Source organism: Nostoc paludosum FACHB-159 (assembly GCF_014698835.1).
In the GTDB taxonomy this organism is placed as follows: Bacteria; Cyanobacteriota; Cyanobacteriia; order Cyanobacteriales; family Nostocaceae; genus Nostoc; species Nostoc paludosum.
Genome location: NZ_JACJTU010000048.1, coordinates 1 through 26,227 on the forward strand (window position 1 = coordinate 1; position 26,227 = coordinate 26,227).

The following is a 26,227-nucleotide window of genomic DNA, read 5'->3' on the forward strand; positions in this document are numbered from 1 at the left end:
CGCTTCGCTTCGCTCTGTCAGGCACTTATTCAATATAACGAACCTCTCTAAGAGTGTCAACCACTTTTACAACTTTTTTTGCCCTTTTTTTTTGACGCCGCTGTAAGTCGCCACAGTGTAGGGTTGTAAGCAACAATGGTTTATGCAATGTGCTGACTAAGGAAGGATAGAGCGTGAATTTTCAGTCGGTAATAACCTTGTTGCATCACTTCTGGGCCGATCGCGGTTGTTTGATCGCTCAGCCTTACGACATTGAAAAAGGGGCAGGTACTAAAAATCCCCAGACATTTTTAAGAGCATTGGGGCCGGAACCGTGGGCTGTTGCTTATGTTGAACCATGTCGTCGTCCGACTGATGGACGCTATGGTGAAAACCCCAACCGCTTTCAACACTATTATCAGTACCAAGTGCTGATTAAGCCATCGCCAGATAATATTCAGGAGATTTATCTTGATTCTTTAAGGGCTTTGGGTATTCGTCCAGAAGAACATGATGTTCGGTTTGTGGAAGATAACTGGGAAGATGCAACGGTGGGAGCTTGGGGCACTGGGTGGGAAGTCTGGTTAGATGGGATGGAGATTACTCAATTTACCTACTTCCAACAGTGCGGTGGAATCGATTGCCGTCCTGTGTCAATTGAGATTACATACGGGTTAGAGCGTTTGACTATGTATCTCCAGCAAGTCGAAGCAATTACAAAAATCCAGTGGACGGATAACATCACTTATGGAGACGTTTTTCTGCAAAATGAGATTGAGCAAAGTACTTATAATTTTGAAGCGTCTAATCCTGAGTTACTGCTGACACTATTTAATTTGTATGAGCAGGAAGCTAACCAATTGACGGAGCGAGGATTGGTCTTACCTAGCTTAGATTATGTAATGAAGTGTTCTCACACTTTCAATTTACTGGATGCCAGAGGTGTGATTTCGGTGACTGAGAGAACTCGCTACATTGCCAGGATTCGGCATTTGGCAAGGAAAGTGGCTCATTTATATGTGGAGCAAAGGGAGAAGTTAGGTTTTCCGTTGCTCAAAATTTAAAACCAGTCATACAGCTACCTGTTTTACAGCCAGTTGTGCAGCAACTTGTTTCACAGCCCGTCTTATCTACAACCTGTTTCAGATTCTACAGTTAAATCTGGTTACCGCTATATTATTGATTGGCTGTTTTTGATTCCAATTGCCTCTTATGTTGTTTGGGTAATGTTTTCATGTTTTGGTAGAAAAGACTCGCCTCAACGACTAGAAATCGTCGCGACAGAGAGAAAAGCTGCAAAAGCAGGCTAGCAAACCCTTAATTTTGCATTCTCTAAGTTAGGCATATCTTGATGATGCGGCTATTGCTAAAGGTTAGAAATACCTTTAAATCTGGACTTTAGAGCATCAAGGCTACAACAATAAAGCCCGCTTGTGCGGGCTTTGTTTGTATAAACTTAATGGACTATACTTCATCACAAGCATAAGAATTTTCTGATGTTGCCGATCAAAAAAATGAAAAGTTCACGCAGAGGCGCAGAGACGCAGATAGAAATAGGATATTCTAATACGTTTGGGTTAAGCCTAGCAGTCTTTGTCAAAGTGATTTTTTTTAACGAACTACAGAGACACAGAGTACACGCGCAGAAGTCTGAGCGCCGACTTTTGCTCATAACTTCTGGAGAAAAGAGAGAAAGAACCGCTGAGGTGAAGTTTATTGGAACATATTGACACTTTTATGATGATTCTTATTCAAATTTAGCAATGCCAATTTTTCATTAGTGTTGCCCTTATTATTTTTCAGTCAGCTACCGATTCTTTGTATTAGGTGCTTTTACAAAAAATATTATGATTCAAACTAGTGGTGCAATTATTTGTCTTGGCTACGTTATCGGGTTGCTGTTTACGGCAATTCCTTGGGGTGGCGCGTGGATTTTAATTTTGGGAATAATAGGAGCGATTTTTTTTAGAAAATCTTACATCATCTCACGGAAACTTGCTCAGAAGCCAGAGAATGCTGGAGGCAAAGCCAAGACAGTGCTTAACACTTGGCAAAGTATTCCTCATCCAAGAATATGGGTAGCTGCTGGGTTAGTAGGATTGTTGGCAACTCTTTATTTTCAATGGCGAGTACCACAACCAGGTACAAAAGATATTAGTCAGTTCGTTCCGCCTGGAAATAGTAGTAATCAAGAACAGCTTGTGATTGTTCGTGGGGAAGTGGCCAGTAATCCCCGCTTAACTCGCAGTCAGCGAGGACAATTTTGGCTGGAAGCGACTCAGTTAGATGAGGTAAAAAACGAAAAAGGCTCAGCAGGTGTACCAAAAGGAGTGACAGGCAAATTATATGTAACAGTACCGATTCTTCAAGCTACTGGTTTATACCCTGGTCAACAAATCCAGGTAACTGGGATTTTATATAAACCAAAGGCGGCTTTGAATCCTGGTGGTTTTGATTTTCAAAAGTTTCTCAAGCAAGAGGGAACATTTGCTGGTTTGATTGGGCGGCAAATCAATGTTTTGGAACAAGAACGTACATGGGGCTGGTGGCAAATTCGGCAGCGAATTGTGCGATCGCAAGTTCGGAATTTAGGTATTCCAGAAGGTTCTCTTGTTAGTGCAATGGTTTTAGGTAGCAAAGCTGTGGATTTACCCTACGATATCCGCGATTTATTCGTACAAGCAGGATTAGCTCATGCTTTAGCCGCTTCTGGATTTCAAACTTCGTTGATTTTAGGTGTGATATTACAGCTAACAAAGCGTACAAAAAAAGGAATGCAATTTACGCTTGGGTTTTTGGGTTTAATTATTTTTCTGAGTTTAACAGGTTTTCAACCTGCGGTTCTGAGAGCCGTAATTATGGGTTTTGCAGCATTAATTGGTCTGTTATTAAAAAGGAAAGTAAAACAGTTAGGTTCGCTGTTATTAGCAGCAACGCTCTTATTACTATTTAATCCACTATGGATTTGGGATTTAGGTTTTCAATTGAGTTTTTTGGCAACATTGGGATTAGTTGTAACAGTAACGCCAATTATTGAACGGTTAAATTGGTTACCACCTGCGATCGCTTCTTTAATTGCTGTTCCCTTAGCTGCTACTATTTGGACTTTACCTGTGCAACTTTTTGTCTTTGGAGTTGTACCAACTTATAGTTTATTACTGAATGTACTTAGTACTCCATTCATTTCTATTATTAGTATAGGCGGCATCATTAGTGCCCTAGCAGCATTAATTTGGACTGAAGCAGGAAGCTTTTTCGCTGGCTTGTTGCATTACCCCACTGATTGGTTAATTAAGCTAGTAGAGTTTTTTAGCAATTTACCAGGAAATTCGGTTGCCGTAGGTAGCATATCTTCTTGGCAATTGCTGGCAATTTATGGATTAATTATCTTAGTTTGGCTAGTAGGTTGGTGGCAGAAACGATGGTGGTTTGCTAGTATAATTGCGATTGGTTTAGTGATCGTCCCCCTTTGGCATTCTGCCAATACATTATTTAGGATAACGATATTAGAGTCTGCTACGGAACCGATTATAGTCATTCAAGACAAAGGAACAGTAACTCTGATTAATAGTGGTGATGAAGGTACAGGACGTTTCACAATTTTACCGTTTTTACAACAGCAGGGTGTCAATCAAATTAATTGGGCGATCGCTACTGATTTTCAAGGCAATGAAAGTAATGCTTGGTTTGAATTAGCCCAACGTTTACCAATCAAAAACTTTTATGAATATTCCCCAAAACCAGAAAATTCTATTGCTATTCAGGCAATCCAAGAGGAACTACAAAAGCATCAAGGCTCTTACCAACCTTTAGCAGTTGGTCAAGCTGTGCAAGCTGGTTCTATAGTGGCACAATTAATCAATAATGAATTACCTATTCTACAATTACAAATTTTAGATCGGAACTGGTTATTAGTAGGTAATATCAAGTCTCAAGAGGTACAAGAATTAGTTAAAAACGGAAGTTTACCTCGTCCACAAGTGCTTTGGTGCGCCCCTCAGTCTTTAAAAAATTTAGTTGTTGCTCTGCAACCACAAGTGGCGATCGCTTCTGCTGCAAACTTGGATGAAAAAACTTTATCTGAACTTAATCAGAGTCAAACTAAATTATTTTTTACAGGACGAGATGGTGCTATTCAATGGTCGCCAGATCGCGAGTTTGAGGCATTTATTGAAGCACCGGAAAATCAGTCTTCTGTTTTATAAAATAGTTAAGAAATAATTTAATTTAAAAGCGCTAGTTTTTGTGAATCAAGACTATTAACGGCAAGCTATATAATAGTATATTGCTATTAAAAAATTTAGTTAATGGAATAGCGATCGCTATTACTATTTATTTATACTCCAGTGTTACTAAATTCTATGACTATCTACTTTTACAGCACTCGCGAACAATATGGCTGCTTCTCTAATTTCTCATCCCACGGGTTCGAGTTAGATGGATTGTATTGGCCGACTAGCGAACACTACTTTCAAGCACAAAAATTCGTCGGTACACCTCATGCAGAACAAATCCGCTTGGTTAAAACACCTAAAGATGCTGCAAGAATGGGCCGTGAAAGAACCCGTCCTTTACGTCAAGACTGGGAACAAGTTAAAGATAACATTATGCGCCATGCCGTAGTACGTAAATTTCAAACTCATACAGATATTAGAGATATCTTACTTTCCACAGGCGATGAAGAAATTGTTGAAAACTCTCCCATCGATTTTTACTGGGGTTGCGGGGCTGACGGTAGTGGTAAAAACATGCTAGGAAAAATTTTGATGGAAGTCCGGGATATGCTCCGCTATACCCACAGCACTGATGCTGATAATGGTACAGTAAAATAATCTTGTTGTTACGAATGCTTGCCTGAAGAACAGTTTATTAAAATAGAAATTGAAGGATAAGTTACTAAAAGCCAAACAGTCAAATTTATTGAGCAAAACTTCTAGTTTGTAGATTATCTAACAAAAAGTTTTTATTTTTGAGTTTGAAAAATATAATTGCCTAAACCTGGCAAACCCTCTATTTTCCTAAAGTAGCTGAAAACCAGCAATTATTCTAAGGAATAAAGTAATTATGTCTCGTTTAGTAAAAACTAAGAAATATTGCAAATGGTTCTGGGATGAGTCCCTTGGAGGTGAGTTTGATGCTTGGGGTACTAGCACCTACTTTATGGAAATTGATGAGAATTGCCATGTAGTCAGACAAATAGAAGTTTATGAAAATGGCAATGTATTATTTTATGATAATAGCCATATTGCTGATGATTATGGAATGTTATGCGATCAGCCAATAGCTGAAGATGATATACGCGACTTTGAAATTACAAAGGGAGAATTTGAACAAGTTTGGAATACAAAAATACCAATAAATAGATAAAGGTTATTAATTAAAAGTGTGTTGGCCAACTTCAGTCTGTTAGTTTAAGCTACTTAATTTTGATTGCTTGTAGACTAAGTGAGTGACAAGTATAGTTATGCTTGTTGAGTAATGGAAAATCAAGTAGCGATCGCTTCATCGATTAACTCTGACCGTTGGTATCGTCAATGAAGGTATTCAATGCTAGCCACATCAAACTGGCATGTTTCCAATACAAGTATTTTGTATCCAGGCTGTAGTAAACCAGCTTCATGAAAGATAAATTGTGGTTTTGGGAACACTAGACTTACCACCAGACTAAACAGGAGGGGGGTTGATGTCTAGAGACGTATGGAATCATAGAGCGAAAAATACAGTCCCCCTGAAATTACCCATAACACACCTAAAATCAGTGAAGCGCAATACAATTACCCATGAATTTGACTCTGGTTCACAAGCACAAATACCACCATTACAGGAAAGCGACGAACATTTATCGGAAGCATCTCAACTATTACGGCAAGGTATTCAACAGCAGCAAGCTGGTGAATTAATTGCAGCGATGAAATCTTTACAACAATCCTTGGTACTATTTCAAGGAGTTAAGGATTTACAAAAACAGGCGCAAGTACTTTCTTTTTTAGGATTGGTAAGTTACAGCGCAGGAGACTATAAAAATGCTATCTCCTATTCTCAACAGTGTATGTCTTTAAGTCAGGAGGCTTCAGATTTACCATTGCAGATGCAAGCACTTTCCCATTTAGGCAATGCGTACCGTCACCTCAACGACCATAACAAGGCAATTGAATTTCTAGAAAAGTGTTTGAAAATAACCCAGCAGCTACAAGACAAACGCAGTCAAGTAGCAGCACTAAATAATTTGGGATTAGTATATAAAGCTTTAGGCAACTTTACACAAGCCATTGAGTATCAGCAGCAAAGCCTAGAAATTGTGCGCGAACTCAAAGATAATTGGGGTGAGGAACAAGTACTCAAGAATTTGGGTAATGCTTGGTACGCTTTGGACAATTATCCAAAAGCGATCGCCTACTATGAGCAATGTGTAATACTAGCACGCTCCTTAAAAAATGTTCGCAGTGCTTCTCAGGTACTAAAAAACTTAGGTAATGCTTGTTATGCTTTGGGTGATTATATCAAAGCCATTAAGTATTATGAAGAACGCTTGCAATTAGCCAGAGAAATTCAAGACAAGCGTAGCGAGGAACAGTCTCTAGGTAGTTTAGGAGTTGCTTGTGAAGCTTTGGGGGATCATCACAAAGCAATTACATATTACGAAGAACGTTTACTTTTAGCTAGGACACTCAAGGATCGGCGCAGTGAAGAACAAGCCCTTGCCAGTTTAAGAGTCGCTTGCTATGCCTTGGGCGATTATGCCAAAGCTATGCAATACCAACAAGGGACATCTCCAAATAGTTAATACAGTAGAATTCAGGAGTCAGAATTCAGAATTAGAATAGACTTTTAGTGTAGTTTTGAGAGCTAGATAGTGTAATTCACACTTATTCAAGCCTGCTATATTTTGTATAGTTAGATACTTATAAATGATTTATCTAAAAGTTAATTAATAACTCTTGATACCATTTTGGATTTTAGATTAGAAATAGCTTTGGCGAATTTGGTTTTATTACAAGGTAGGGGCGCAAAGCTTTGCGCCCCTACAAATTTCTGTACCTCATTTGATTGCCAAGCGTTATATCTCAATACGGTTCAGTTAAGGTCAAAACTCTTTTTTTTTAACGAACCGCCAAGGACGCCAAGGACGCAAAGAGAAGAAAGAAATGCTTAACTGAACTGTATTGCACTATATCTATCGCAATCATTTTTTAATTTGGCGTAATTTTTAGAAGATTATGAAGGCTGTTTACTATTGAATTCTGAATTCTGGTCTATTTACTTGCTCTGAGTTGTCCACAAGCAGCATCAGCTTCTAAACCACGGGAGTAACGAACGCTAACAGCAATTTGTTGTTGCTTGAGGACATTGAGAAATGCTTGAATACGATCGCGGTTGGGGCGTTTGTAATCTACTTCTTGGATGGGGTTGTAAGGAATCAAATTCACATGACTTTGAAATCCCCGCAGACATTTCGAGAGTTCTAATGCATGTTCTGGCAAATCATTCACACCAGCCAGGAGGATATATTCAAAAGTCACACGGCGTCCAGTGATTTCCACATATTCCCGACATTCAGCCAGCAAATCTTCTAGAGGGTAAGCACGGGCGCTGGGGATCAGTTGTTCCCTAAGTGCTTGGTTGGGGGCATGGAGACTAACCGCAAGGGTGATTTGCAAATGGTGTTGGGCGAACTGACGGATGCGATCGCGAATACCAACTGTAGAAACAGTCAGCGATCGCGCTCCTATACCAACATCTTGATTGAGAGATTTCAGTGCTGCTAGCACATTTTCAGTGTTTAACAACGGTTCGCCCATACCCATGAATACCACATTGCTAACCCGTTGTTGAAAATCTTCTTGTACAGTCAACACCTGATCGACAATTTCATGGCGTGCTAAGTTGCGCTTGTAGCCTCCTTTACCAGTAGCGCAGAAATCACACGCCATCGGACAACCTACCTGAGTAGAAACACAAACTGTCAGACGAGATTTTGGACCATCTCCTCTTTCTCCGAAGGTGGGGATACCAACAGTTTCAATAATTTGCCCGTCTGCTAATCGTAAAAGATATTTCACCGTGCCATCAGGTGCTACAGAGCGGTAGTGTAAAGTTGAGCGCCCAATTGGAATTTCTGCGACTTCTTTTCGCCATTGCTTCGGGAACACAGAAATATCCAAGAGCGATCGCACACCTTTTTGATATATCCAGTCATGTAATTGCTTTCCTCTGTAAGCAGGCTGTCCCTGTTCTTGCACCCAAGCAGTTAATTCGGCGACGCTTGCACCAAGTAGGGGAGGAAGTAATGCTGATTTGACTGGGTTCTGTGAGTCAACCTGAGATACAAGAGGTGTAGCAGACATAAAAAATCACGAGTTGATGCTGGATCTCTATCCTACACCTGCCAGATTGAGTTCGTCTTCATCAAAGAACACGAGAAATTAACCAAAGGTACTGCCATTCCAGCCCCACATTGCACCTTTAGCATCTGCAAATTCTATGTAAATTCGATTTTTCGGCACACCCAAAGTTTGGTTAATCTGCTGGCAAAAATCTTCACTCATTGCTTTAGTTTGGTCTGGCTTCATCGTGCCAATGCTCTTAATTTCGATGTAACAAACTGGGTCTGTATTACCTGCAAATGTCATAGGAATTTCTGGTTCAAAAGCAGTCATCACATAGGATTCTGGTTTTCCTAAATGTTTTGCTAACTTAGCTGATAGACTCAAAAGCATTGACTCAATTTCAGCTTTTTGAGGAGCAGATGCAGAAGTTTGGACTTTAATTAATGGCATAGGAAAAGGGACTGGGGATTGGGGATTAGTGACTGGGGATTAGGTCAGAAGCTGCAAAATTATGGAATTTACTTTAACTCCTCCCAAATTTTAGAACACTTTCGCAATCCCCAATCTTCAATGAGACGAACGAAATAAATGACTATGTTCGGGATGATATAAACGCGATCGCCCTGTGGCTGGCGACAGTGCTGGGCTGATTATATAAAGTGTGGTGCGAATCAGATTTTCTTTATGAGTAGAATCTGCCATTTGATTGAGAGGGACAACCTTAATTTTTTCATCCGGCCATCCCACGCGAAAGCAGATTGCCACTGGGGTTTCGGGTGAGTAGTGTTCGAGTAGTTTGGCTTGGGCATTTTCGACATGACGCGCACTCAAATATAAGCAGAGGCTAGCCTGATGTGCTGCGAGGGAAGTTAATTCTTCGGGGGCGGGGACTTCTGTACGTCCGCTGATGCGCGTCAAAATGATGGTTTGGACTAAACCAGGTACAGTCAGTTCTGTTTTGAGTTTGGCAGCAGCAGCTTGAAAAGCGCTGATACCGGGTATGACTTCAAAAGGAATATTTGCTTGTGCTAGGAGTTGCATTTGCTCGTGGATAGCACTGTAGAGACTGGGATCGCCGGAATGGAGACGGACTAGAGATTTGTGTTGCGATCGCACCTTTTCCACCATAATTGCCACAATCTCTTCTAAAGTTTGATTTGCAGTTCTCACGATTTCAGCATCTTTGCGGCAAATTTCTAAAATCTGTTCTGGAACTAAAGAATCAGCAAATAAAATTACATCAGCAACAGCCAATAATTTCTGCGCCTTCACCGTTAATAGATCGGGATCTCCGGGGCCTGCTCCCACAATGTACACAGAAGGTTCTACTGCGTATAGTGTTTTTTTATCACTCAAATTTTCTGTATATTTACCTTGAGAAGCACACACAGCAAATCCTCAAAAATTTTTTTTGTTATTTTCTTCAGTATCTTTCCGGATTTACCCTCTTTCATTAGTAGAGAGTAATGGTAGATGCACCCTGGTTAAGCCCTAGAGAAAACTCTGGGGCATTTTTTATTTTTGGGCATAGGGCATTGGGTTAGGAAAACTCTTCCCAAATCCCCAGTCCCCAGTCCCTCATTGCCTCATCTCCCCATCTCCCTTAGAACTAGGAATTACATCAGGCAAAGGGCGTTTGAGTAAGTAAAGCCAAGCTAATCCAAATAATCCCAATAGAATTCCTAGACAACTCACTACTTGTGCCATCCGCAGAGGACCAAGCATCAAGCTATCAGTACGAAATCCTTCAATCCACAGGCGTCCTAAGCTGTAGGCAGGCCAGTAAACTAGAAACAGCGTGCCTACTTTCAGGCGTGGCTTGCCAGATAAAGACCGGAAAAACAACGTTATTAGCAGCGCAAACACCATTAAATCCCACAGAGATTCGTAGAGAAAGGTGGGATGAAAGTAATCAAAATTAACATATTCTAGGGGACGGCGTTCTGGCGGAATATATAGCTTCCAAGGTAAATCAGTAGGATCGCCGAAAGCTTCCGAGTTGAAGAAATTGCCCCAACGTCCGATCGCTTGCCCTAAAATCAGCGAAGGCGCGACTAAATCTGCCAGTTGCCAGAAAGAAACCTGCTTGAGTTTGGCAAAAATTAATGCTGCCAAAACTCCACCGATAATTGCGCCGTGAATAGCAATACCTCCTTCCCAGATAGCAAAGATTTTTTCTGGAGTTGAGGCATATTTTGGCCATTCAAAGAAAACGTAATATAGCCGTGCCCCCGGAATTGCACCAATTAACAACCAAAAGAACAAATCACTCAGCAACTCCGGATTAACATGACGGCGCTTTGCCAAATATTGGGAAAGCATGACGCCAATTAACACTGCTGTGGCAATCAACAAGCCATACCAGCGGATAGTCAATGGCCCTATTCTCACCAGAATCGGTCCTGGAGAAGTAAATTGAAACGCCAAGGGCAAGGTGGAAAAATCCAGTGCCATGCAAAATTACCTAGAAGAGTTCGTTAACTAACCGCGCACTTTGTTAATAAGTACGGAGTTTCTTAGGTCTGGAATACCAGACTAACCTTAAATCCTCTACAACATTATTGTGAAGACACAGGTAGAAATCCAGCATCCATATTTAGGAGTCTAATTCCTAACGGCTAGTTGAGCATAACTTGTGCCACCAGAACAATTGACTTTAGCATTCTTGCTGAGAGTGCAAGATGATACATTTGAGTAAGTTACGCAATACAGTTTCAATATAATCACCTAAATTAAGTTTGATATATCATTGTGATTGCGATTTATCCTGGCAGCTTTGACCCCATTACCTTGGGACATCTTGATCTCATCCAGCGGGGCAGTCGGCTGTTTGAGCGCGTAATTGTCGCTGTACTGCGGAACCCCAATAAAATGCCACTTTTTAGTGTTCAGCAACGGCTAGATCAGATCCGTCTTTCTACACAACATCTACCTAATGTAGAAGTAGACAGCTTTGACGGTCTGACCGTCAATTATGCCCAAATGCGACATGCACAAGTTTTGCTACGAGGCTTACGGGCTGTGTCAGATTTTGAAGTGGAACTGCAAATGGCTCACACAAATAAAACTCTTTCTACCCAAATAGAAACAGTTTTTCTGGCAACCTCAAATGAGTATAGTTTTTTAAGTAGTAGTGTGGTAAAAGAGATTGCAAGGTTTGGTGGCTCTATCGATCATCTCGTTCCCCCACACATTGCCCTAGATATATACCAATGCTACAATCACAACTCTCCAATGTTGAACCCAATCTCAACGGAAGCAACCCCCCCCCTCAAGAGCATGTCGGCGGAGAGGGAAGCATAGATATTCAGGAGGAACTCAATCGCCTAGAGGAAATGGTTCTCTCTAGTCTCCGGATTCCTCTGACGGGACGCACACTCATCGATGAAGAAAAACTGCTAGATCAGCTTGACTACATCCGGCTTGCTTTGCCAGCGCTTTTTCAGGAAGCAGCAGTAATCCTGGAACAAAAGGAGGAAATTCTCCTAGAGGCAGAAGAATACGGACAGCAAATTGTTGAAGCCGCCCAAGCAAAAAAAGCGCAAATTTTAGCTGAAAGCGATATTATTCAACAGGCAAAACAAGAAGCTGAACAAATTCGGCGGCAAGCGCAACAAGAGTGCGATGCAATCATGCAGGAAACCCTGGCTGAAATTGAGCGCAAGCGGTATGCTTGTCAGCAAGAGTTAGAGCAAATGCGACAAACAGCGATCGCTCACGCTCAAGAAATTGAAGACGGCGCTGATGCATATGCCGATGGTGTCCTAGAAAATATTGAGCAGGATCTCAAAGAAATGTTGCGAATTATCACCAACGGACGACAACAACTCCAAGTTGATAACCTCACGCAGCGCAATTCACCTCCTGGCTATAAGAGATAAAGGTTCTGAGAAAATGGGCAAGAATTGTCAGTTGGGTTTTGCTAGCGCTTAACCCAACAATTCTTATCAAAAAAGTCTTTATATTTCTCTAATCTCTAATAAAATAAAGGCTAAATCAACTTAATATTTAAAATAGGCAAATAGCCTACAAAATAAGATTTATTCTAAATTTAAACCTTTAAATTTTGCTTTATTTAACTAGTAATTAGGTTTAATATTTTGACTTTGAATTAAGCTAGGATTATTAATAAATGCTTACTTTGGCTCAAGTTAACTTTGGATTAAATCTAGCTGGTTTAATAGGAATTATTTATTTGCTTTTGGCAATTGTCTACTTTATTTTAACATTGGCTTGGCTAGCTCAACGTATTACCAGACTTAGAGGCTGGGCTTTAGGTCTTTACATTATCCAAGCGATATTTACGCCAATTGTCTTGTTATTATGCGGAGGAATATTATTTTATCAAGGTTGGCGTTTAGATCCACTGATTCAATTTGAACAATTTTTATTATTGCTATTAATTATTTACCTTACTATTAAAGATATTGTGATTAATGCAGTATACAGATAATTTATGTTGACTGTTGAAGCTGACAGTTAAATTCTCACAAGCCTAATTTTAGACTAGCCGAGTGGAAATGCTCTGACATAGGGATAAAGTACAGAGGGGCAAAGGAAAGAATAATAATTCCTCACTCAACACTAAACAGTCAACACTGAACAACCAACAGTCAACACTCTCAATGCCCCATTTTTAGTTATTTTTGAGATGAGGAAGATGAACCACTACTTTCTCTTGGGTAGGGAGAATCAACAAAACCCAATTCAAACAACTGTTTATAGGCTTTCTTACCTAAATCCCGTGTTGGGTTTTGACTTTTAATTATTTGAATCAACAATGGCACTGCTAATTCTGGCTGATTTTGTGCGCGATGTACCAATGCTAGTTGAAAGGTGGCCTCATCTCGTTTTTGAGCTGTTAATAAAGCCTTTTGACGTTGAGAATCGGAAACTCTATTGTCAATTCCTGAAAAACTAGAGTTTAAGTCTTGATAAAAATTAGATAGTTGATTGTAAACCTGACGTGCTTCTTGGAGTTTTTTTGCAGCTAAAGTGTAGTTTTGAGCAGAAACGGCTTGTTCTGCATCTTTCATTAAGCGATCGCCCCCTTCAATGCTCAAAAGGCTGTTATTTTGAGTTACCGGACGGAGGTTATTGGGAGCATTGGGATCGATGGGTTGTGGTTGGCTATTAGTGCCTGGTAACTGTGATACCTGAGCATTCACAGGTGATAGCAAGCTGAGGACTGCTAAGACTGATAAAAAACCACGGTGCATCAAAGTAACAGCGGCAGCAGTGTTCATGGGGTCAATTAGTGCAACAACTATATAGAAAAGTTATGGATACTTCGGGTATCTTAACTCTGTTTTGGTCTTGGGCAAACCAAAGCCACATAACTAAGTTTCTCAGATTTAGACTAAAAATTCCTTGAATATAGTTCCCATTACCCCTGTATAATCTCCATCACTGACTTATTTGGCAGTCAATAATTAGTTATTTGCTCAAAAACTGCCAATTTGGCTGAATCTTGCATGAATGAAGGCTAATCTATACATATAGCTCCTCAAAAGGTTGCAGAATACTACTAATTTTTTTGTGGTTGATGCACGGTAAATGTAGCATTTAGTAATTAGCGCTAAATCTTAAAAGGGCTAATTGCTCAGTTATGGCATTTTTTCGGTGATTAGCTGTCTTGAGACCCTTGACAAGCTCAAGAATTAGTAATTTCTGCAAATGTGTGATTAGTAATTTCTGTTTCTTGATGACTTAATTGTTGGAGTGCCTTTGCTAAATCACTTGTCAGATTTTTAGCATCTTGTTTTATTGAGCCACGTATGTAATCCTTAACTCTCATTGGACAGCCAATGTGAATGCTCACATCTGTACCCCAATTAGGGTATGGTTGACTGTAATTAATACTTATAGGTATAATTTTTACTCCCAGTGCGGAATCACAAGATTCAGCACTCAAAGCCAGACGTGCAATTCCCGGCTTTAAAGGGGCTTGAGCATGACGGTAAATGTTACCTTCTGGAAAAATCACCAGGGCTTTTCGCTGTTTGAGCAGCTCAACTCCATGCCGTAGGCTGCGAATTGACGGCTGTCGAGTATTTACGGGAAAACCCCCCAAACGTCGCACAAACCAGCCTTGCAACCCTTGACATTCATCAATAGTGACCATGAACCGCAGGTCTTTCGCTGTCATACAATCAGCAACGGCGTAGGGTATTAGCAATCCATCCCAACGCGCCCTATGGGTAGGAGCGAAGATAACAGGCCCAGTTGTAGGGATATTTTTTTGTCCGGTTATTCTAATTCGCCCAAAGAATAATGGTAATAGGCAGTGACGACCAATTAGATGCGCTAGAGGGCTTAACCAAGGAGAAACCCTTGAGGTACTATCATCTACTTGAGTATTTGCTGGTGCGTGCTGGCAAGTATCGAATAAAGAGTAAAATTCCATCATGATGGAGACAGCTGATTGACGGATAAAATTTAACGAAAAGCCTGACTAGTTACACCGTAGATTCTCTTGCATGACTTGTGCCGTACTGGATGGACAGTTTTACCTCTGTCTGTTACTTCCTCTTAGGTCGCTTAGTTACAAACCAAGACTGTAATTGTTGACGACAAGCTGATTCTAGAATGCCTCCCATTACCTGCAAGCGGTGATTAGAAGCACCACTATCGGGTATGTTAATAACTGTACGTATTGCGCCAGTTTTTGTATCGTCCACCCCATATATGAGTAGTCCTAGACGCGCTTGGACAATGGCACCTGCACACATTGGACAAGGTTCCAAAGTTACGTACAGGGTACATTCATTCAGATGCCAATTTTGTAAAGTTGTGGCGGCTTTCTTGAGAGCAAGAATTTCCGCATGAGCCGTGGGGTCTTTGTCGCGTTCTTTTCTGTTCTCTCCCTCCGCAAGTAAGTTCCCAGTTGAATCGATGATAACAGCACCTACGGGGACTTCACCTGCCTCACCTGCTGCTTGTGCTAATTCTAGGGCACGACTCATCCATTGTTGATGTATAAGATAATCACCATATTTATTCAGCATCCTCTAAGTAGTATAAAAATTTCATCAAATTTTTACAATTTAACAAATTTGGGCATTGGGCATGGGGAGATGGGGAGGCAACGGGGACAACGAGATTGAAGGAGGCAAGAGGCAGGGGGCAGGAGGCAGAAGGAACAATTGGGAGAGGATTCAGACGCCTCACGCCAGTTCCTACAACGGGGGGAACCACCAAGGGCGGACTGGCTCCCAATTGTAAGCGCCGTATAAACGGTGGGGTCTTAAACCCTTGCTCCCTCTGGAGCTTCCTGCTTTCTGCGATAAATAACCCCTAAGTGGTCAGTCAACAGTCAACAGTCAGGACTCTCAATTCCCGATGCCCAATGCCCAATGCCCAATGCCCCATGCCCAATTACTATTGAGCTAACAAAGGATCGAGTTGGCTTTGTGTATCTAGCTGATAAAGATCGTCGCAACCACCAATGTGTTGGTTATTGATAAAAATTTGTGGTACAGTGCGGCGTCCGTTAGCGCGTTCTGCCATTTTCGCTCTAGCTGCTTCATCGCCGTCGATTTTATACTCGGTAAAGTTTACACCTTTCCACCACAGCAGCATCTTGGCACGAATGCAGTAAGGACAAGTTTGCCATGTGTAAATTTCCACGTTGGCTTTAACTCGCTCTGGATGGCGATTCAAAAGGGGATTTAGAAAGTCCAGCATATTTCTAAAGCAAGATTTTAACTATGTTTCTAGCCTAGATCATTCCTAGCATTACTTACCGCATTGGTATTGGAACCCACTTTTGGAAACTTTCTAAATGACTCCAGTAAGCTAAATATCCAGTAAGTGCCCAAATTAAAGCGGCTACTATTAATACGGCAACGCCAATTAGCCGCCAAGTTCGGTTAGTTTTCCAATAGAGAGTAGGCGCGGCAAATATACCACCTAATCCTGTTAAGATAAAACCGATTCCTGAGAGTAACGGTTGTTTTGTCATATTTAAGTTGATAATTCGGATACCAATGACGATCGCCACTAATCCAGCAAAAAAACCGTAAACTGCGATTGTGAATAAATCCCAACCAACAGACAAAGCAATTGCCGCAGCAACAAACAAAATGCCAAATAAAACACTTGTTTCACCGAAGGCAATGTTAAAGCTACCAGGAACCGGCCAGGTGAAATTCATGTGTAAACCAGTTGTTAAGGCGATCGCACCTACGATTCCAAAACCGGGAATCCACTGTTTTTGGTGTGAGCTATCTAACCCACGGTATACATAGTCAGCTAGTATAAATAAGCCAGCTACCATGTTGATTAACATGAGTGTGATGTAGTCGATAAACACAATTCACCTCTTAATGCTTTTCTGGGTTGATATGAATTATCCCAAGTTAAACCGTTATATTTTTAAATATTTAAAATCACAGATAAAGACAGATTAACATTTACCTTACAAATTTGAGGTATTAATCCTCACAAGTACATGGTTAAAATGAAGGTGAGGGTGTCTAAAGTTTATTGACATTATTCTCAATAAATTGGGAGTTGACACTTCGTTAACATTTGTAATGGAAATTTGGTAACCGCCCTTTGGTAGACTTAAAGACTGAAATAGCCAGATAAAGTAACGCAAATTCAAGCAGTTGAGAGGGCAGACTCTGTGGAAAATACACTTGGGTTAGAGATTATTGAGGTAGTAGAGCAAGCAGCGATCGCATCCGCCAAGTGGATGGGCAAAGGTGAAAAAAACATTGCTGACCAGGTAGCTGTGGAAGCGATGCGGGAACGGATGAATAAAATCTACATGCGCGGTCGCATCGTTATCGGGGAAGGCGAACGCGATGACGCTCCCATGCTTTACATCGGAGAAGAAGTAGGTATCTGTACCCAACCAGATGCTAAAGATTTCTGTAACCCAGATGAACTAATTGAAATTGACATCGCGGTTGACCCTTGTGAAGGTACGAACTTGGTAGCCTACGGACAACCTGGTTCAATGGCTGTATTGGCAATTTCTGAAAAGGGCGGATTATTTGCTGCTCCTGACTTTTACATGAAGAAATTAGCAGCACCTCCCGCAGCTAAGGGAAAGGTAGACATCAACAAGTCAGCAACGGAAAACCTCAAGATTCTCGCTGAGTGTTTAGAGCGCTCTATTGAAGAACTTGTAATCGTGGTTATGAAGCGCGATCGCCACAATGATTTAATTAAAGAAATCCGTCAGGCTGGAGCAAGAGTACAACTGATTTCTGATGGTGATGTTGGTGCAGCCATATCTTGTGGATTTGCCGGAACTAATATCCACGCTCTGATGGGTATCGGTGCGGCTCCTGAAGGTGTAATCTCGGCAGCTGCTATGCGTGCTTTGGGCGGACACTTCCAAGGTCAACTGATCTACGATCCAGAAATAGTGAAAACAGGTCTGATTGGAGAAAGCAAACAAGCCAACCTCGATCGCTTGAAGTCTATGGGTATCAATGACCCCGATAAAGTCTATGATGCTCACGAGCTCGCATCTGGTGAAACTGTTTTGTTTGCTGCTTGCGGCATCACCTCTGGTAACCTCATGCAAGGTGTACGCTTTTTCAGCGGCGGAGCAAGAACTCAAAGCTTGGTAATTTCTAACCAGTCGAAAACAGCTCGGTTTGTTGATACAATCCACATGTTTGGCGAACCGAAGACCCTCCAACTGCACTAATTTTTGGCGAATGGGGAATGTAAATACTAAGGGCAAAACATTAAAAGTGAAACATATTCACTCAAATGCTTCATCCCTAAAGTAGTTAGTAGTTAGTAGTTAGCGATGGATTTTTGTTTGTTGCTTGGAAGTTTTTCCAAGCAACAACCTCCAATTCCCCATTCCCTATTCTCAATGCCTTATTGCCAACTACCAATTAGTAATTACGATTTAGCAAATGAATATAGCAGTGGTGGGGTTAAGCCATAAAACAGCCCCAGTAGAAGTCCGGGAAAAATTGAGCATTCCAGAACCACAAATTGAAAGTGCGATCGCTCATCTTAGCAGTTTTCCCCATATTGACGAAGTTGCAATTCTTAGCACTTGTAACCGCCTGGAAATCTACATTGTTACCAGCGAAACAGACCAAGGTATTCGGGAAGTAACTCAATTTCTTGCAGAATATAGCAAATTGCCTGTAACTTCTCTGCGACAACACCTGTTTATGTTGTTGCATGATGATGCAGTCATGCATGTGATGAGGGTAGCAGGCGGTTTAGATAGTCTGGTACTCGGAGAAGGTCAAATTCTGGCTCAGGTGAAGACTACTCACAAATTGGGACAGCAATATAACGGTATAAAAACCATTTTGAATCGATTATTTAAACAAGCGCTAACAGCTGGCAAGCGAGTTCGCACTGAAACTAGTATTGGTACTGGCGCTGTCTCTATCAGTTCGGCAGCTGTGGAATTAGCACAAATGAAAGTAGCAAATTTAGCTGCTTGCCGAGTGGTAATTTTGGGTGCCGGGAAAATGTCACGGTTGCTAGTACAACACCTGCTTTCTAAAGGTGCAGTAGAGATTAGCATTGTCAATCGTTCTCGCGAACGCGCCCAAGAATTAGCCAAACAGTTCCCCGGACAACCTATTCAAATTCACACGCTCTCGGAAATGATGACAGTAATTGCCGATAGCGATTTGGTGTTTACAAGTACTTCTGCTACGGAGCCAATTCTTGACCGTGCCAAATTGGAAATGGTTTTAGAAACTCAGCGCTCTTTGATGTTATTTGATATTTCTGTGCCGCGCAACGTTCATACAGACGTAAATGAATTGGCAAATGTCCAGGCGTTTAACGTGGATGATTTGAAGGCTGTGGTGGCACAAAACTACGAAAGCCGTCGGAAAATTGCACAGGAAGCAGAGCGACTTTTAGAAGAAGAAGTGGAAGCTTTTGATGTTTGGTGGCGTAGTTTAGAAACTGTGACTACTATTAGCTGTCTGCGAAATAAAGTGGAAACTATTCGGGAACAAGAATTAGAAAAAGCTTTGTCTAGATTAGGTTCGGAATTCGCAGAAAAACATCAAGAGGTGATCGAAGCCTTAACACGAGGCATTGTTAATAAAATTTTACACGATCCGATGGTGCAACTGCGATCGCAGCAAGATGTGGAAGCCAGACGGCGTTGTATGCAAACTCTACAAATGCTGTTTAATTTAGACGCAGGCGAGCAATTTAGTTAAAGCGAATAACAACCGCGGCTTTTTCCTTCTTCTTTCCTTTTCACCTCTTGCAAAACCATTTTTGCAAGAGGTCTATTGATTACTCGTAATATCTTCAACCATTGCTTTCCAATCTTGTGGATGATAAAGGAATTTACTTATAACTTTAATTTTTTTACCGTTTTGAAATAAATAAAGACTATCATTTTCTATTAATAAGTCTCTATAGCCGTCAAAGCGATATTTTACAAAACTCATCCCTGCTAAATTCTTTTCAACAATCTCTGTACTATAAACAAAACATACCGGATTTTGTAGTACTAAAACAGACCATACTATTTGTACAATAGCACATAAAACTAACAATCCTTTACCTATCATTAATGCTATTAATAGCGTGCAAATGGCTAAAGGTAAAGTTAGCCAAACAAATATTGGATTATATCTGAGTCCCATATTATAAATTTCCCAGATGCAGGCAACATTTACATAGTTATATTTCCCACTCAGCAGAATCAATTAATCTTCACGACTTAACACAGCAGATTCCAACAGCATATTTCAGGTAAATGAAGTACACGGGTAGGGGGTGCCAAGCCAAGCTTAGCGCCCCTACGATTATCTGTACTTCACCAAGCTACAATGTACTGTAAGTGTTAATTTCGCAGAATTTTAGGGAAGTATATATCTCAATACGGTTCAGATAAAGTTAATTAAGAGAAAAAATAGGTATGCGAGTAGAAAGAAATAATAGCCTGGATACATTAAAAGCTTTAAGTATTACTTTTGTTTTTATCTGGCATTTACGACCATTTCAATTTATTATCGATGATTCTAACCAAATTCCTGTATTGATGATTGCTAAAATTATCAGAGATTTAGAACTACAATTATCTTTAACAGCGGTTCCAATTTTTTATATTGTTTCTCTTTACTTATTTTTTAAAAAATCTAGCGATATAAAATATTTACGAAAAAGGCTGACTAAATTAATTAAAATTTATTTATTTTGGATGATTGTTCAGAATATATTTTTTGTTATTTTTACGCGAGAATCTCCTAATTTTTCCTGGCAAATGTTTATAGGTTTAGAGCCAAGTTTACCATTTGTAGGTGATTCAGTTTTTTATTTTCTATTTAATTTAACTTGTTTGATAAGTTTTGCCTTTTTATATCAACTTATTAAGTCTGGTTATTTAAGAAAAATTTTATCTTTTACAATAATAATATTTTGTTTATTTTATTTTGAAACTTGTTTTTTAGTCAATTTTAGTATTCCTTACCATTGGCTAATTAATTTTGTTATTTATGTTCCTATCGCTTTCTATTTAGCTAATTTTAATAATAAGATATTAAGTTTTAAATTTTATTATCTAATTGCATATATATTGTTTTCCTTCCATGATATGTATTTGCGTAATTACGGCTATTATTTAAATATTTATGGAAGAATTGCCATTGTTTGTGGAGCCGTGACTATTTTCTGTTATGTTTACAATCAAAAAGATATCAAACAGAATTTCATAATACAGCAACTATCTAAATATTCTCTTGGTTTATTTTCATTACATAAATACTGGCAATATTTATTTTTTTTGCTAATTAATCATTATAGAATTGGCATAGATGGACGAGTCTTTGGAACTCCTTTAAGTTCAATATTTATAATTGAAGGATTTTTCGTGATATGTTTTACGTTTGCAAGTGTTTATTTGTTAAAGCTAACTTTTTTAAAACAATTTGTTAGCTAAAAAATTGATATTAACAATACCAAGCTTGGATGAAAGCTTGTAATTAAAGAACCGTAGTGAATCGTTGAGCTATTTTATTTTAACTACAACTATCTGTAGGGATGCACAGTTGTGCTACCCTACTCAACCTCTGTATAAATGGTCAAACCTTTGAGTTGAAATTGTGATGATTGATGTATTTTTTGTTGTTTTTTTGAGCTTAGTGTACAAGCTTGTTGATTTTTGAACTGGCTGTAGTAGTGCTAATCATACAACCAAGTGTTTTCTGCAAAATCGTCATTTGTTGCTGTTTGTTTTTCTGCTAGTTTTTCAGATGAACGATGTGATTTTCTATAACTTAGTGGATTGTAGGTTTCTTTTACTGGTTTTATAGCACTAGTTTGTTTGGCAGCAACTTGAGATTTAGTTTCTGCTGCTTGTTTTAAGGTATTAATTTCTTCTATGAGTTGAGAATTTGCTTCTGCAAGTTGTAATGCTGTTTTTTTGGTTTCGTCGAGTTCTTGTGTTAGCTGCTCAGCTAGAGTTTTCTGTTCAGAGACTAATGTTTTTTGTTGTGAGAGTTTTGATTTTAAATCAACAATTTCCTGTTCTAGAGCAGCTTGCTTTTGATGACTTATTTCTAAATTGTTTGTCAACTCTTTAACAGTTGCTTCTAAATCAGCTTTAGTAGGATTTGTGCGTCTAGTAGTAGTTGGTTCGGGGGTTGGTGGTGAAGATTCTTCTTCAGTTTTAGCCTGTTCTTGGACAATTTCTTCTGCGGAAACTTCGATCGCAGATTCATCCTCTGGTGATGTAAATTTTTGTGCCTCTTGTTGTAATAAATCCGACAGACTTTGTTTCTTAGCCATTATTTCCTCCAATCACGCTGTAATTCATCAGCTGCGCGGCGATAATCTATCTCCGCTTCCCGTGCATTTCCTCCTCGCCATTGAGTAATTGCGACACCTTCAAGCGCGGCTCGTTCATGAGCTTTGTAGGCGCGGATGAGGGTATCAAAAGCAGGAATACCTAGCCGAGTCAGAGTTTTTTTTGCTTCTAATGCTTCCCCTAGACTGCGCGTATCGACTTTGGTGAGCAATACCCGATGGGGAGTTCCCAAAGGGATAACGGCTTCCTTGACTGTTTCCACGAGGACAGCTAAATCCATTGCAGACGGGGGTGTAGGCAAAACTAGATAATCTGCGATCGCAACTACCGCCACTAATGCTTCAGAGCGCAGCGCGGGAGGCGTATCCACCACTACTAAATCGTAACCTTTTATTTTTCCTAAATCACCTAAAAGTGTCGGATCTGTTTCTTGAGATAAATCAAATCCCATTCCTTGCTGACTACGCCCGAACCACCAACTGGCAGAACCTTGAATATCTGCGTCAATCAGCAACACCTTTTTTTTCTTCGCAAAGTTTGCAGCTAGATTGATTGCGGTAGTCGTTTTACCGACTCCTCCTTTACCGTTGAGAATAGCGATGATTTTTGACACTGCTTTAGGTAGAAAAAGGAATTAGGTAATAGGGCATAGGGCATAGGGCATGGGGAGATGGGGAGATGGGGAGATGCAAAGGCAGGGGGAGCAGGGAGAGAATAACCAATGCCCAATGCCCCGTGCCCAATGTCCCAATGATGAATATACCGCTTTGTGTGACCCCCGATCGCATAAAAACTCGTAACAATAAAATTCAGAAGCTATCAATTCCACAAATTCCTATGACAACAACTTACAACTTACCTGATGGGCCTCAAATACCGCGCTGGCTGCGGATGATTAAGTTTATTAGTCAGCCTGTAAAATATGTAGATGATTTTGCCAAAATCTATGGTGACACTTTCACCATTAAAAGTAGTCGTTCAGATAATGCTCTTGTGTACTTTAGCAAACCCCAAGCGCTTGAGCAGATTTTTACAGCCGATCCTAGTTATTACGAGGTTGGTAGGGGGAATATCGGGCTAAGATTTTTACTTGGCGATCGCTCTTTTATGTTAACCGATGGCGATCGCCACCAGCGTCAAAGGCAATTATTAGCTCCTCCGTTTCATGGCGAAAGAATGCGGGCTTACGGCGAGGATATCCGTAAAATAACACAACAGGTCAGTCATGAATGGCAAATTGGTAAGCCCTTTAAAATTCGTGACTCCATGCAAGAAATCACTTTGCGTGTTATCCTGCGGGTTGTGTTTGGTTTAGAAGAAGGAGAGCGATTTGAAGAATTAAGGCGATCGCTAAGCGATTTACTAGACTTCATGACTTCGCCTTTAATGTCTAGCGCCTTCTTTTTCAACTTCATGCAAAAAGATTTTGGCACATGGAGTCCGTGGGGTTGGATTCTCGAACAACGGCAAAAAATCGATCGACTTATTTATACTCTGCTTCGGGAACGCCGCGCCGAATCTCATCAAAATCGCCAAGATATCCTCAGTTTGATGATGGCAGCTCGTTATGACGATGGTCAAGGGATGTCAGATGAAGAATTGCACGACGAATTAATGACACTCCTAGTTGCGGGACATGAAACTACAGCTTCGGCGTTGACATGGGCATTTTACTGGATTGATTATTTACCAGAGGTGCGTGAAAAATTACTACGGGAACTTGACACTGTTGGTATTAACCCAGATTTGAGTACCATTGCCAAATTGCCTTATTTGACAGCAGTTTGCCAAGAAACATTGCGAATTTACCCAATTGCTATGACTGCTTTCTTGCGAATTGTCAAAAATCCAATTGAAATTGAGGGTTACAAACTGCCAAAAGGAACGGGAATTATTCCGAGTATTTATTTAGCACATCATCGTGAAGAAGTTTACCCGCAATCCAAGGAGTTCAAACCAGAACGATTTTTACAAAGACAATATTCACCTTATGAATATTTACCATTTGGTGGCGGTAATCGTCGCTGTATTGGTATGGCATTTGCTCAGTATGAAATGAAAATTGTCTTGGCAACTATTTTGTCAGAATTTCAAGTATCTTTAGTTAACAAACGTCCCGTGCGTCCCGTGCGCCGTGGTTTAACCATCGCCGCACCTGCTGGAATGCGGATGATTGCAAGTCCTCAACTAGAACTGGCGAATACCCCAGCGTTGGTTTAACAGATATCGGAAATTGAAATTTGGTGAGGTAGAGATAATTGTAGGGGCGCAACATTTTGTGTCCCTACCCGTTTACTTCATCTTAGTTACCAGGCCGTTGTCTGGGGCTGCTAAATAAAGCTTGAGTTTTTGTAAGATTTTTATCTCATTTTTGCGTATATAAAACTACTATTTGATTTTTAAGCAAAATTAGGTATTGTAGTGTGCGTTACGGATTTCATCCTAACGCACCATTCGTAAGGATCTGGTGCCGTACTCTCGCCGCTAACGCACGCTACGTATCTTTTCAAAAATCAAATAGTAGTCCTATATGATGTTTTCATTCAGAAAAAAAAAGAGTTTTATCGAAATTTTTAAAATCATTACTATTATCTTATTAATATTAGGGATTTTTTTAAGATTTGCAAATATTGAGCGAAAAAATTTTTGGGCAGATGAAACATTTACTCATTTAAGAATTTATGGACATACTAAATCGGAATTAAAGGAGGAAGTCTCTAAAAGTCAAATATTATCTCCCAAAGATTTATTAAATAAATATCAACTCCCAGCCCCAGATAAAAACTATCTAAATATCATTCAAGGTTTGGCGCTAGAAGACCCTAAACATACACCATTGTATTTTATAATGGCACGATTTTGGGTAGACATTTTTGGAAACACAGTAGCCGCTACAAGAAGTTTATCTGCTGCGATCGCTTTGTTGGTATTTCCTTGTCTTTATTGGTTGTGCTTAGAATTATTTCAATCATCAAGCGTAGGATTAGTAGCAATTGCGATATTAACTGTATCTCCATTTCATATTTTGTATGCACAAGAAGCGCGGATGTATAGTTTATTAACATTGATGATTCTGCTATCGAGTGCAACATTACTTAGAGCAATCAGAGTTAATAGCAAGTTTAGCTGGAGTATTTATGCAGTAAGTTTATCATTAGGATTTTATACACATTCATTGTTCAACTTAGTTGCAATTGGACAAGGCATTTATGTATTTATAATTCAAAGCCTTAGATTAAATAAAATACTGGTTCATTATATAACTGCCACCTTAGTAGGAATTTTAACTTTTTTACCTTGGGGATTTTTTATTGTCACACAGTTAGAAAAGCTGGAGAAAACAATAGGGTGGTCAAAGAAAATTATCCCATTATCTGATTTAACAGATGCTTGGCAAATTAACTTAAGCCGTATTGTATTTGATATCACGCCTAATTATAGTTTTCCAGACAAATTACAAAACGATCTTTGGTTTTTACTTATAAGATTTATTTGTATAGTGTTCTTATATGGAATTTATTTTGTTTATCGCCAAACATCAAAAAAAGTTTGGTTATTGATTTTCCTATTAATTGGAATTACTTCAGCATCTCAAGCACTACCAGATGTTCTTTTTGGTGGATTACGCTCAGTTATACCTCGATATTCAATTCCTATATTTATAGGCTATCATCTAGCCATTGCTTATCTATTTGCCGAAAAAGCTTTTTTAAAAAGTAATAGTTTACTACAGCGTAAAATTTGGAGATTGATAATAATTTTATTTCTCGTACTAGAATTAATTTCGTGTTATGTAATTTTTCCCAAAACTACTTGGGCAAATAAAGGCTTTAGCTCTGATAATATTCCTATTGTTAATATTATTAATCAAAGTCAATATCCAATATTAATTTGCCCAGAATGTACTGGAGATAAATGTTGGGGAAGTATATTATCTATGAGTTATTATTTGAAGCCTACAGTAAAAATTCAAATGTTTCCAGAAATCAATATCTCCCCAAATTTTAATAAATTTAGCGATGTGTTTTTTCTCAATGCTTCTGAGAAATTACAAAATCATCTGAAAAAAGAGCAAAATTTAGATATTAATCTAGTTTATAAAAATAAGCTATCGCTTTGGAAATTAAAGCGTTTTGTAAGTTATTAAGAAAAA

General features: G+C 39.6%; 25 protein-coding genes. 13 read left to right on the forward strand and 12 right to left on the reverse strand.

Going from position 1 to position 26,227, the window contains the following annotated elements:
• Nucleotides 1–173: 173 nt before the first annotated feature.
• From glyQ to H6H03_RS31070, 5 genes are all read left to right on the forward strand, one after another.
• Nucleotides 174–1,043 (forward strand): glycine--tRNA ligase subunit alpha, encoded by an 870-nt coding sequence (glyQ, locus tag H6H03_RS31050; RefSeq protein ID WP_190958891.1) that lies wholly within the window; start codon nucleotides 174–176, stop codon nucleotides 1,041–1,043.
• Between the two features lie 783 nt (nucleotides 1,044–1,826).
• Complete coding sequence (locus H6H03_RS31055; protein ID WP_190958892.1) at nucleotides 1,827–4,184, forward strand: ComEC/Rec2 family competence protein; 2,358 nt, start codon at nucleotides 1,827–1,829, stop codon at nucleotides 4,182–4,184.
• Nucleotides 4,185–4,340: 156 nt separating this feature from the next.
• Nucleotides 4,341–4,811 carry an NADAR family protein gene (locus tag H6H03_RS31060; RefSeq protein ID WP_190958893.1) on the forward strand — a complete coding sequence of 157 codons (471 nt, stop codon included), beginning with the start codon at nucleotides 4,341–4,343 and terminating at the stop codon, nucleotides 4,809–4,811.
• 232 nt (nucleotides 4,812–5,043) lie between these two features.
• Entirely contained in the window at nucleotides 5,044–5,346 is a 303-nt protein-coding gene (locus tag H6H03_RS31065; RefSeq protein WP_190958894.1) for a hypothetical protein, read from the forward strand.
• A 316-nt stretch (nucleotides 5,347–5,662) separates the two neighbouring features.
• Nucleotides 5,663–6,763 carry a tetratricopeptide repeat protein gene (locus tag H6H03_RS31070; RefSeq protein ID WP_190958895.1) on the forward strand — a complete coding sequence of 367 codons (1,101 nt, stop codon included), beginning with the start codon at nucleotides 5,663–5,665 and terminating at the stop codon, nucleotides 6,761–6,763.
• 469 nt (nucleotides 6,764–7,232) lie between these two features.
• Here H6H03_RS31070 and rlmN read toward each other — a convergent pair whose 3' ends face one another.
• The 4 genes from rlmN to lgt all read right to left on the reverse strand — a co-directional run bounded on the left by rlmN (nucleotide 7,233) and on the right by lgt (nucleotide 10,760).
• A complete protein-coding gene (gene rlmN / locus H6H03_RS31075) occupies nucleotides 7,233–8,324 on the reverse strand; it encodes a 23S rRNA (adenine(2503)-C(2))-methyltransferase RlmN (RefSeq protein ID WP_190958896.1) in 1,092 nt (363 codons plus the stop codon).
• 78 nt (nucleotides 8,325–8,402) lie between these two features.
• Nucleotides 8,403–8,756: a phenylpyruvate tautomerase MIF-related protein gene (locus tag H6H03_RS31080; RefSeq protein ID WP_190958897.1), complete on the reverse strand. Its 354-nt coding sequence runs from the start codon at nucleotides 8,754–8,756 to the stop codon at nucleotides 8,403–8,405.
• A 117-nt stretch (nucleotides 8,757–8,873) separates the two neighbouring features.
• Nucleotides 8,874–9,662: a precorrin-4 C(11)-methyltransferase gene (gene cobM / locus H6H03_RS31085; RefSeq protein ID WP_199339151.1), complete on the reverse strand. Its 789-nt coding sequence runs from the start codon at nucleotides 9,660–9,662 to the stop codon at nucleotides 8,874–8,876.
• Nucleotides 9,663–9,884: 222 nt separating this feature from the next.
• Nucleotides 9,885–10,760, reverse strand: coding sequence for a prolipoprotein diacylglyceryl transferase (gene lgt / locus H6H03_RS31090; RefSeq protein ID WP_190958899.1), 876 nt, complete (start codon nucleotides 10,758–10,760; stop codon nucleotides 9,885–9,887).
• A 297-nt stretch (nucleotides 10,761–11,057) separates the two neighbouring features.
• Here lgt and coaD point away from each other — a divergent pair, with 297 nt between their 5' ends.
• The 3 genes from coaD to H6H03_RS31105 all read left to right on the forward strand — a co-directional run bounded on the left by coaD (nucleotide 11,058) and on the right by H6H03_RS31105 (nucleotide 12,759).
• Nucleotides 11,058–11,609: a pantetheine-phosphate adenylyltransferase gene (gene coaD / locus H6H03_RS31095; RefSeq protein ID WP_221708624.1), complete on the forward strand. Its 552-nt coding sequence runs from the start codon at nucleotides 11,058–11,060 to the stop codon at nucleotides 11,607–11,609.
• Nucleotides 11,519–12,187: a DivIVA domain-containing protein gene (locus tag H6H03_RS31100; protein WP_190958900.1), complete on the forward strand. Its 669-nt coding sequence runs from the start codon at nucleotides 11,519–11,521 to the stop codon at nucleotides 12,185–12,187. The genes coaD and H6H03_RS31100 overlap by 91 nt, the downstream gene beginning before the upstream one ends.
• A gap of 251 nt (nucleotides 12,188–12,438) precedes the next feature.
• Nucleotides 12,439–12,759, forward strand: a complete 321-nt coding sequence (locus tag H6H03_RS31105) for a Ycf66 family protein (protein ID WP_190958901.1) — start codon at nucleotides 12,439–12,441, stop codon at nucleotides 12,757–12,759.
• A 187-nt stretch (nucleotides 12,760–12,946) separates the two neighbouring features.
• On the opposite strand, the gene H6H03_RS31110 is transcribed toward H6H03_RS31105, so the two are convergent.
• The 5 genes from H6H03_RS31110 to H6H03_RS31130 form a co-directional block, all read right to left on the reverse strand.
• Nucleotides 12,947–13,552, reverse strand: coding sequence for a hypothetical protein (locus H6H03_RS31110; RefSeq protein ID WP_190958902.1), 606 nt, complete (start codon nucleotides 13,550–13,552; stop codon nucleotides 12,947–12,949).
• Between the two features lie 407 nt (nucleotides 13,553–13,959).
• Complete coding sequence (locus H6H03_RS31115) at nucleotides 13,960–14,715, reverse strand: lysophospholipid acyltransferase family protein (RefSeq protein WP_190958903.1); 756 nt, start codon at nucleotides 14,713–14,715, stop codon at nucleotides 13,960–13,962.
• A gap of 112 nt (nucleotides 14,716–14,827) precedes the next feature.
• Nucleotides 14,828–15,313, reverse strand: coding sequence for a tRNA adenosine(34) deaminase TadA (gene tadA / locus H6H03_RS31120; RefSeq protein ID WP_190958904.1), 486 nt, complete (start codon nucleotides 15,311–15,313; stop codon nucleotides 14,828–14,830).
• Between the two features lie 373 nt (nucleotides 15,314–15,686).
• On the reverse strand, nucleotides 15,687–15,992 hold the full coding sequence (gene grxC / locus H6H03_RS31125) for a glutaredoxin 3 (RefSeq protein ID WP_096537198.1): 306 nt from the start codon (nucleotides 15,990–15,992) through the stop codon (nucleotides 15,687–15,689).
• A 55-nt stretch (nucleotides 15,993–16,047) separates the two neighbouring features.
• Nucleotides 16,048–16,620 (reverse strand): DUF981 family protein, encoded by a 573-nt coding sequence (locus H6H03_RS31130; RefSeq protein ID WP_190958905.1) that lies wholly within the window; start codon nucleotides 16,618–16,620, stop codon nucleotides 16,048–16,050.
• Nucleotides 16,621–16,935: 315 nt separating this feature from the next.
• On the opposite strand from H6H03_RS31130, the gene glpX reads away from it, so the two are divergent.
• Nucleotides 16,936–17,973, forward strand: a complete 1,038-nt coding sequence (gene glpX / locus H6H03_RS31135; RefSeq protein WP_190958906.1) for a class II fructose-bisphosphatase — start codon at nucleotides 16,936–16,938, stop codon at nucleotides 17,971–17,973.
• Between the two features lie 217 nt (nucleotides 17,974–18,190).
• Nucleotides 18,191–19,477 carry a glutamyl-tRNA reductase gene (locus tag H6H03_RS31140; protein WP_190958907.1) on the forward strand — a complete coding sequence of 429 codons (1,287 nt, stop codon included), beginning with the start codon at nucleotides 18,191–18,193 and terminating at the stop codon, nucleotides 19,475–19,477.
• 72 nt (nucleotides 19,478–19,549) lie between these two features.
• Here the strand turns inward: H6H03_RS31140 and H6H03_RS31145 are convergent, their stop codons facing one another.
• Nucleotides 19,550–19,912 carry a hypothetical protein gene (locus H6H03_RS31145; RefSeq protein ID WP_190958908.1) on the reverse strand — a complete coding sequence of 121 codons (363 nt, stop codon included), beginning with the start codon at nucleotides 19,910–19,912 and terminating at the stop codon, nucleotides 19,550–19,552.
• A gap of 275 nt (nucleotides 19,913–20,187) precedes the next feature.
• On the opposite strand from H6H03_RS31145, the gene H6H03_RS31150 reads away from it, so the two are divergent.
• Nucleotides 20,188–21,207 carry an acyltransferase family protein gene (locus tag H6H03_RS31150; RefSeq protein WP_190958909.1) on the forward strand — a complete coding sequence of 340 codons (1,020 nt, stop codon included), beginning with the start codon at nucleotides 20,188–20,190 and terminating at the stop codon, nucleotides 21,205–21,207.
• Between the two features lie 242 nt (nucleotides 21,208–21,449).
• On the opposite strand, the gene H6H03_RS31155 is transcribed toward H6H03_RS31150, so the two are convergent.
• A complete protein-coding gene (locus tag H6H03_RS31155) occupies nucleotides 21,450–22,055 on the reverse strand; it encodes a hypothetical protein (protein ID WP_190958910.1) in 606 nt (201 codons plus the stop codon).
• The gene (locus H6H03_RS31160; protein WP_190958911.1) at nucleotides 22,055–22,687 is read right to left on the reverse strand and encodes an AAA family ATPase; all 633 of its coding nucleotides are present in this window, start codon (nucleotides 22,685–22,687) and stop codon (nucleotides 22,055–22,057) included. The genes H6H03_RS31155 and H6H03_RS31160 overlap by 1 nt, the downstream gene beginning before the upstream one ends.
• 224 nt (nucleotides 22,688–22,911) lie before the next feature.
• Here H6H03_RS31160 and H6H03_RS31165 point away from each other — a divergent pair, with 224 nt between their 5' ends.
• Nucleotides 22,912–24,294: a cytochrome P450 gene (locus H6H03_RS31165; protein ID WP_190958937.1), complete on the forward strand. Its 1,383-nt coding sequence runs from the start codon at nucleotides 22,912–22,914 to the stop codon at nucleotides 24,292–24,294.
• A gap of 310 nt (nucleotides 24,295–24,604) precedes the next feature.
• Nucleotides 24,605–26,221 (forward strand): glycosyltransferase family 39 protein, encoded by a 1,617-nt coding sequence (locus tag H6H03_RS31170; RefSeq protein WP_190958912.1) that lies wholly within the window; start codon nucleotides 24,605–24,607, stop codon nucleotides 26,219–26,221.
• The last annotated feature ends 6 nt before the right edge of the window (nucleotides 26,222–26,227 follow it).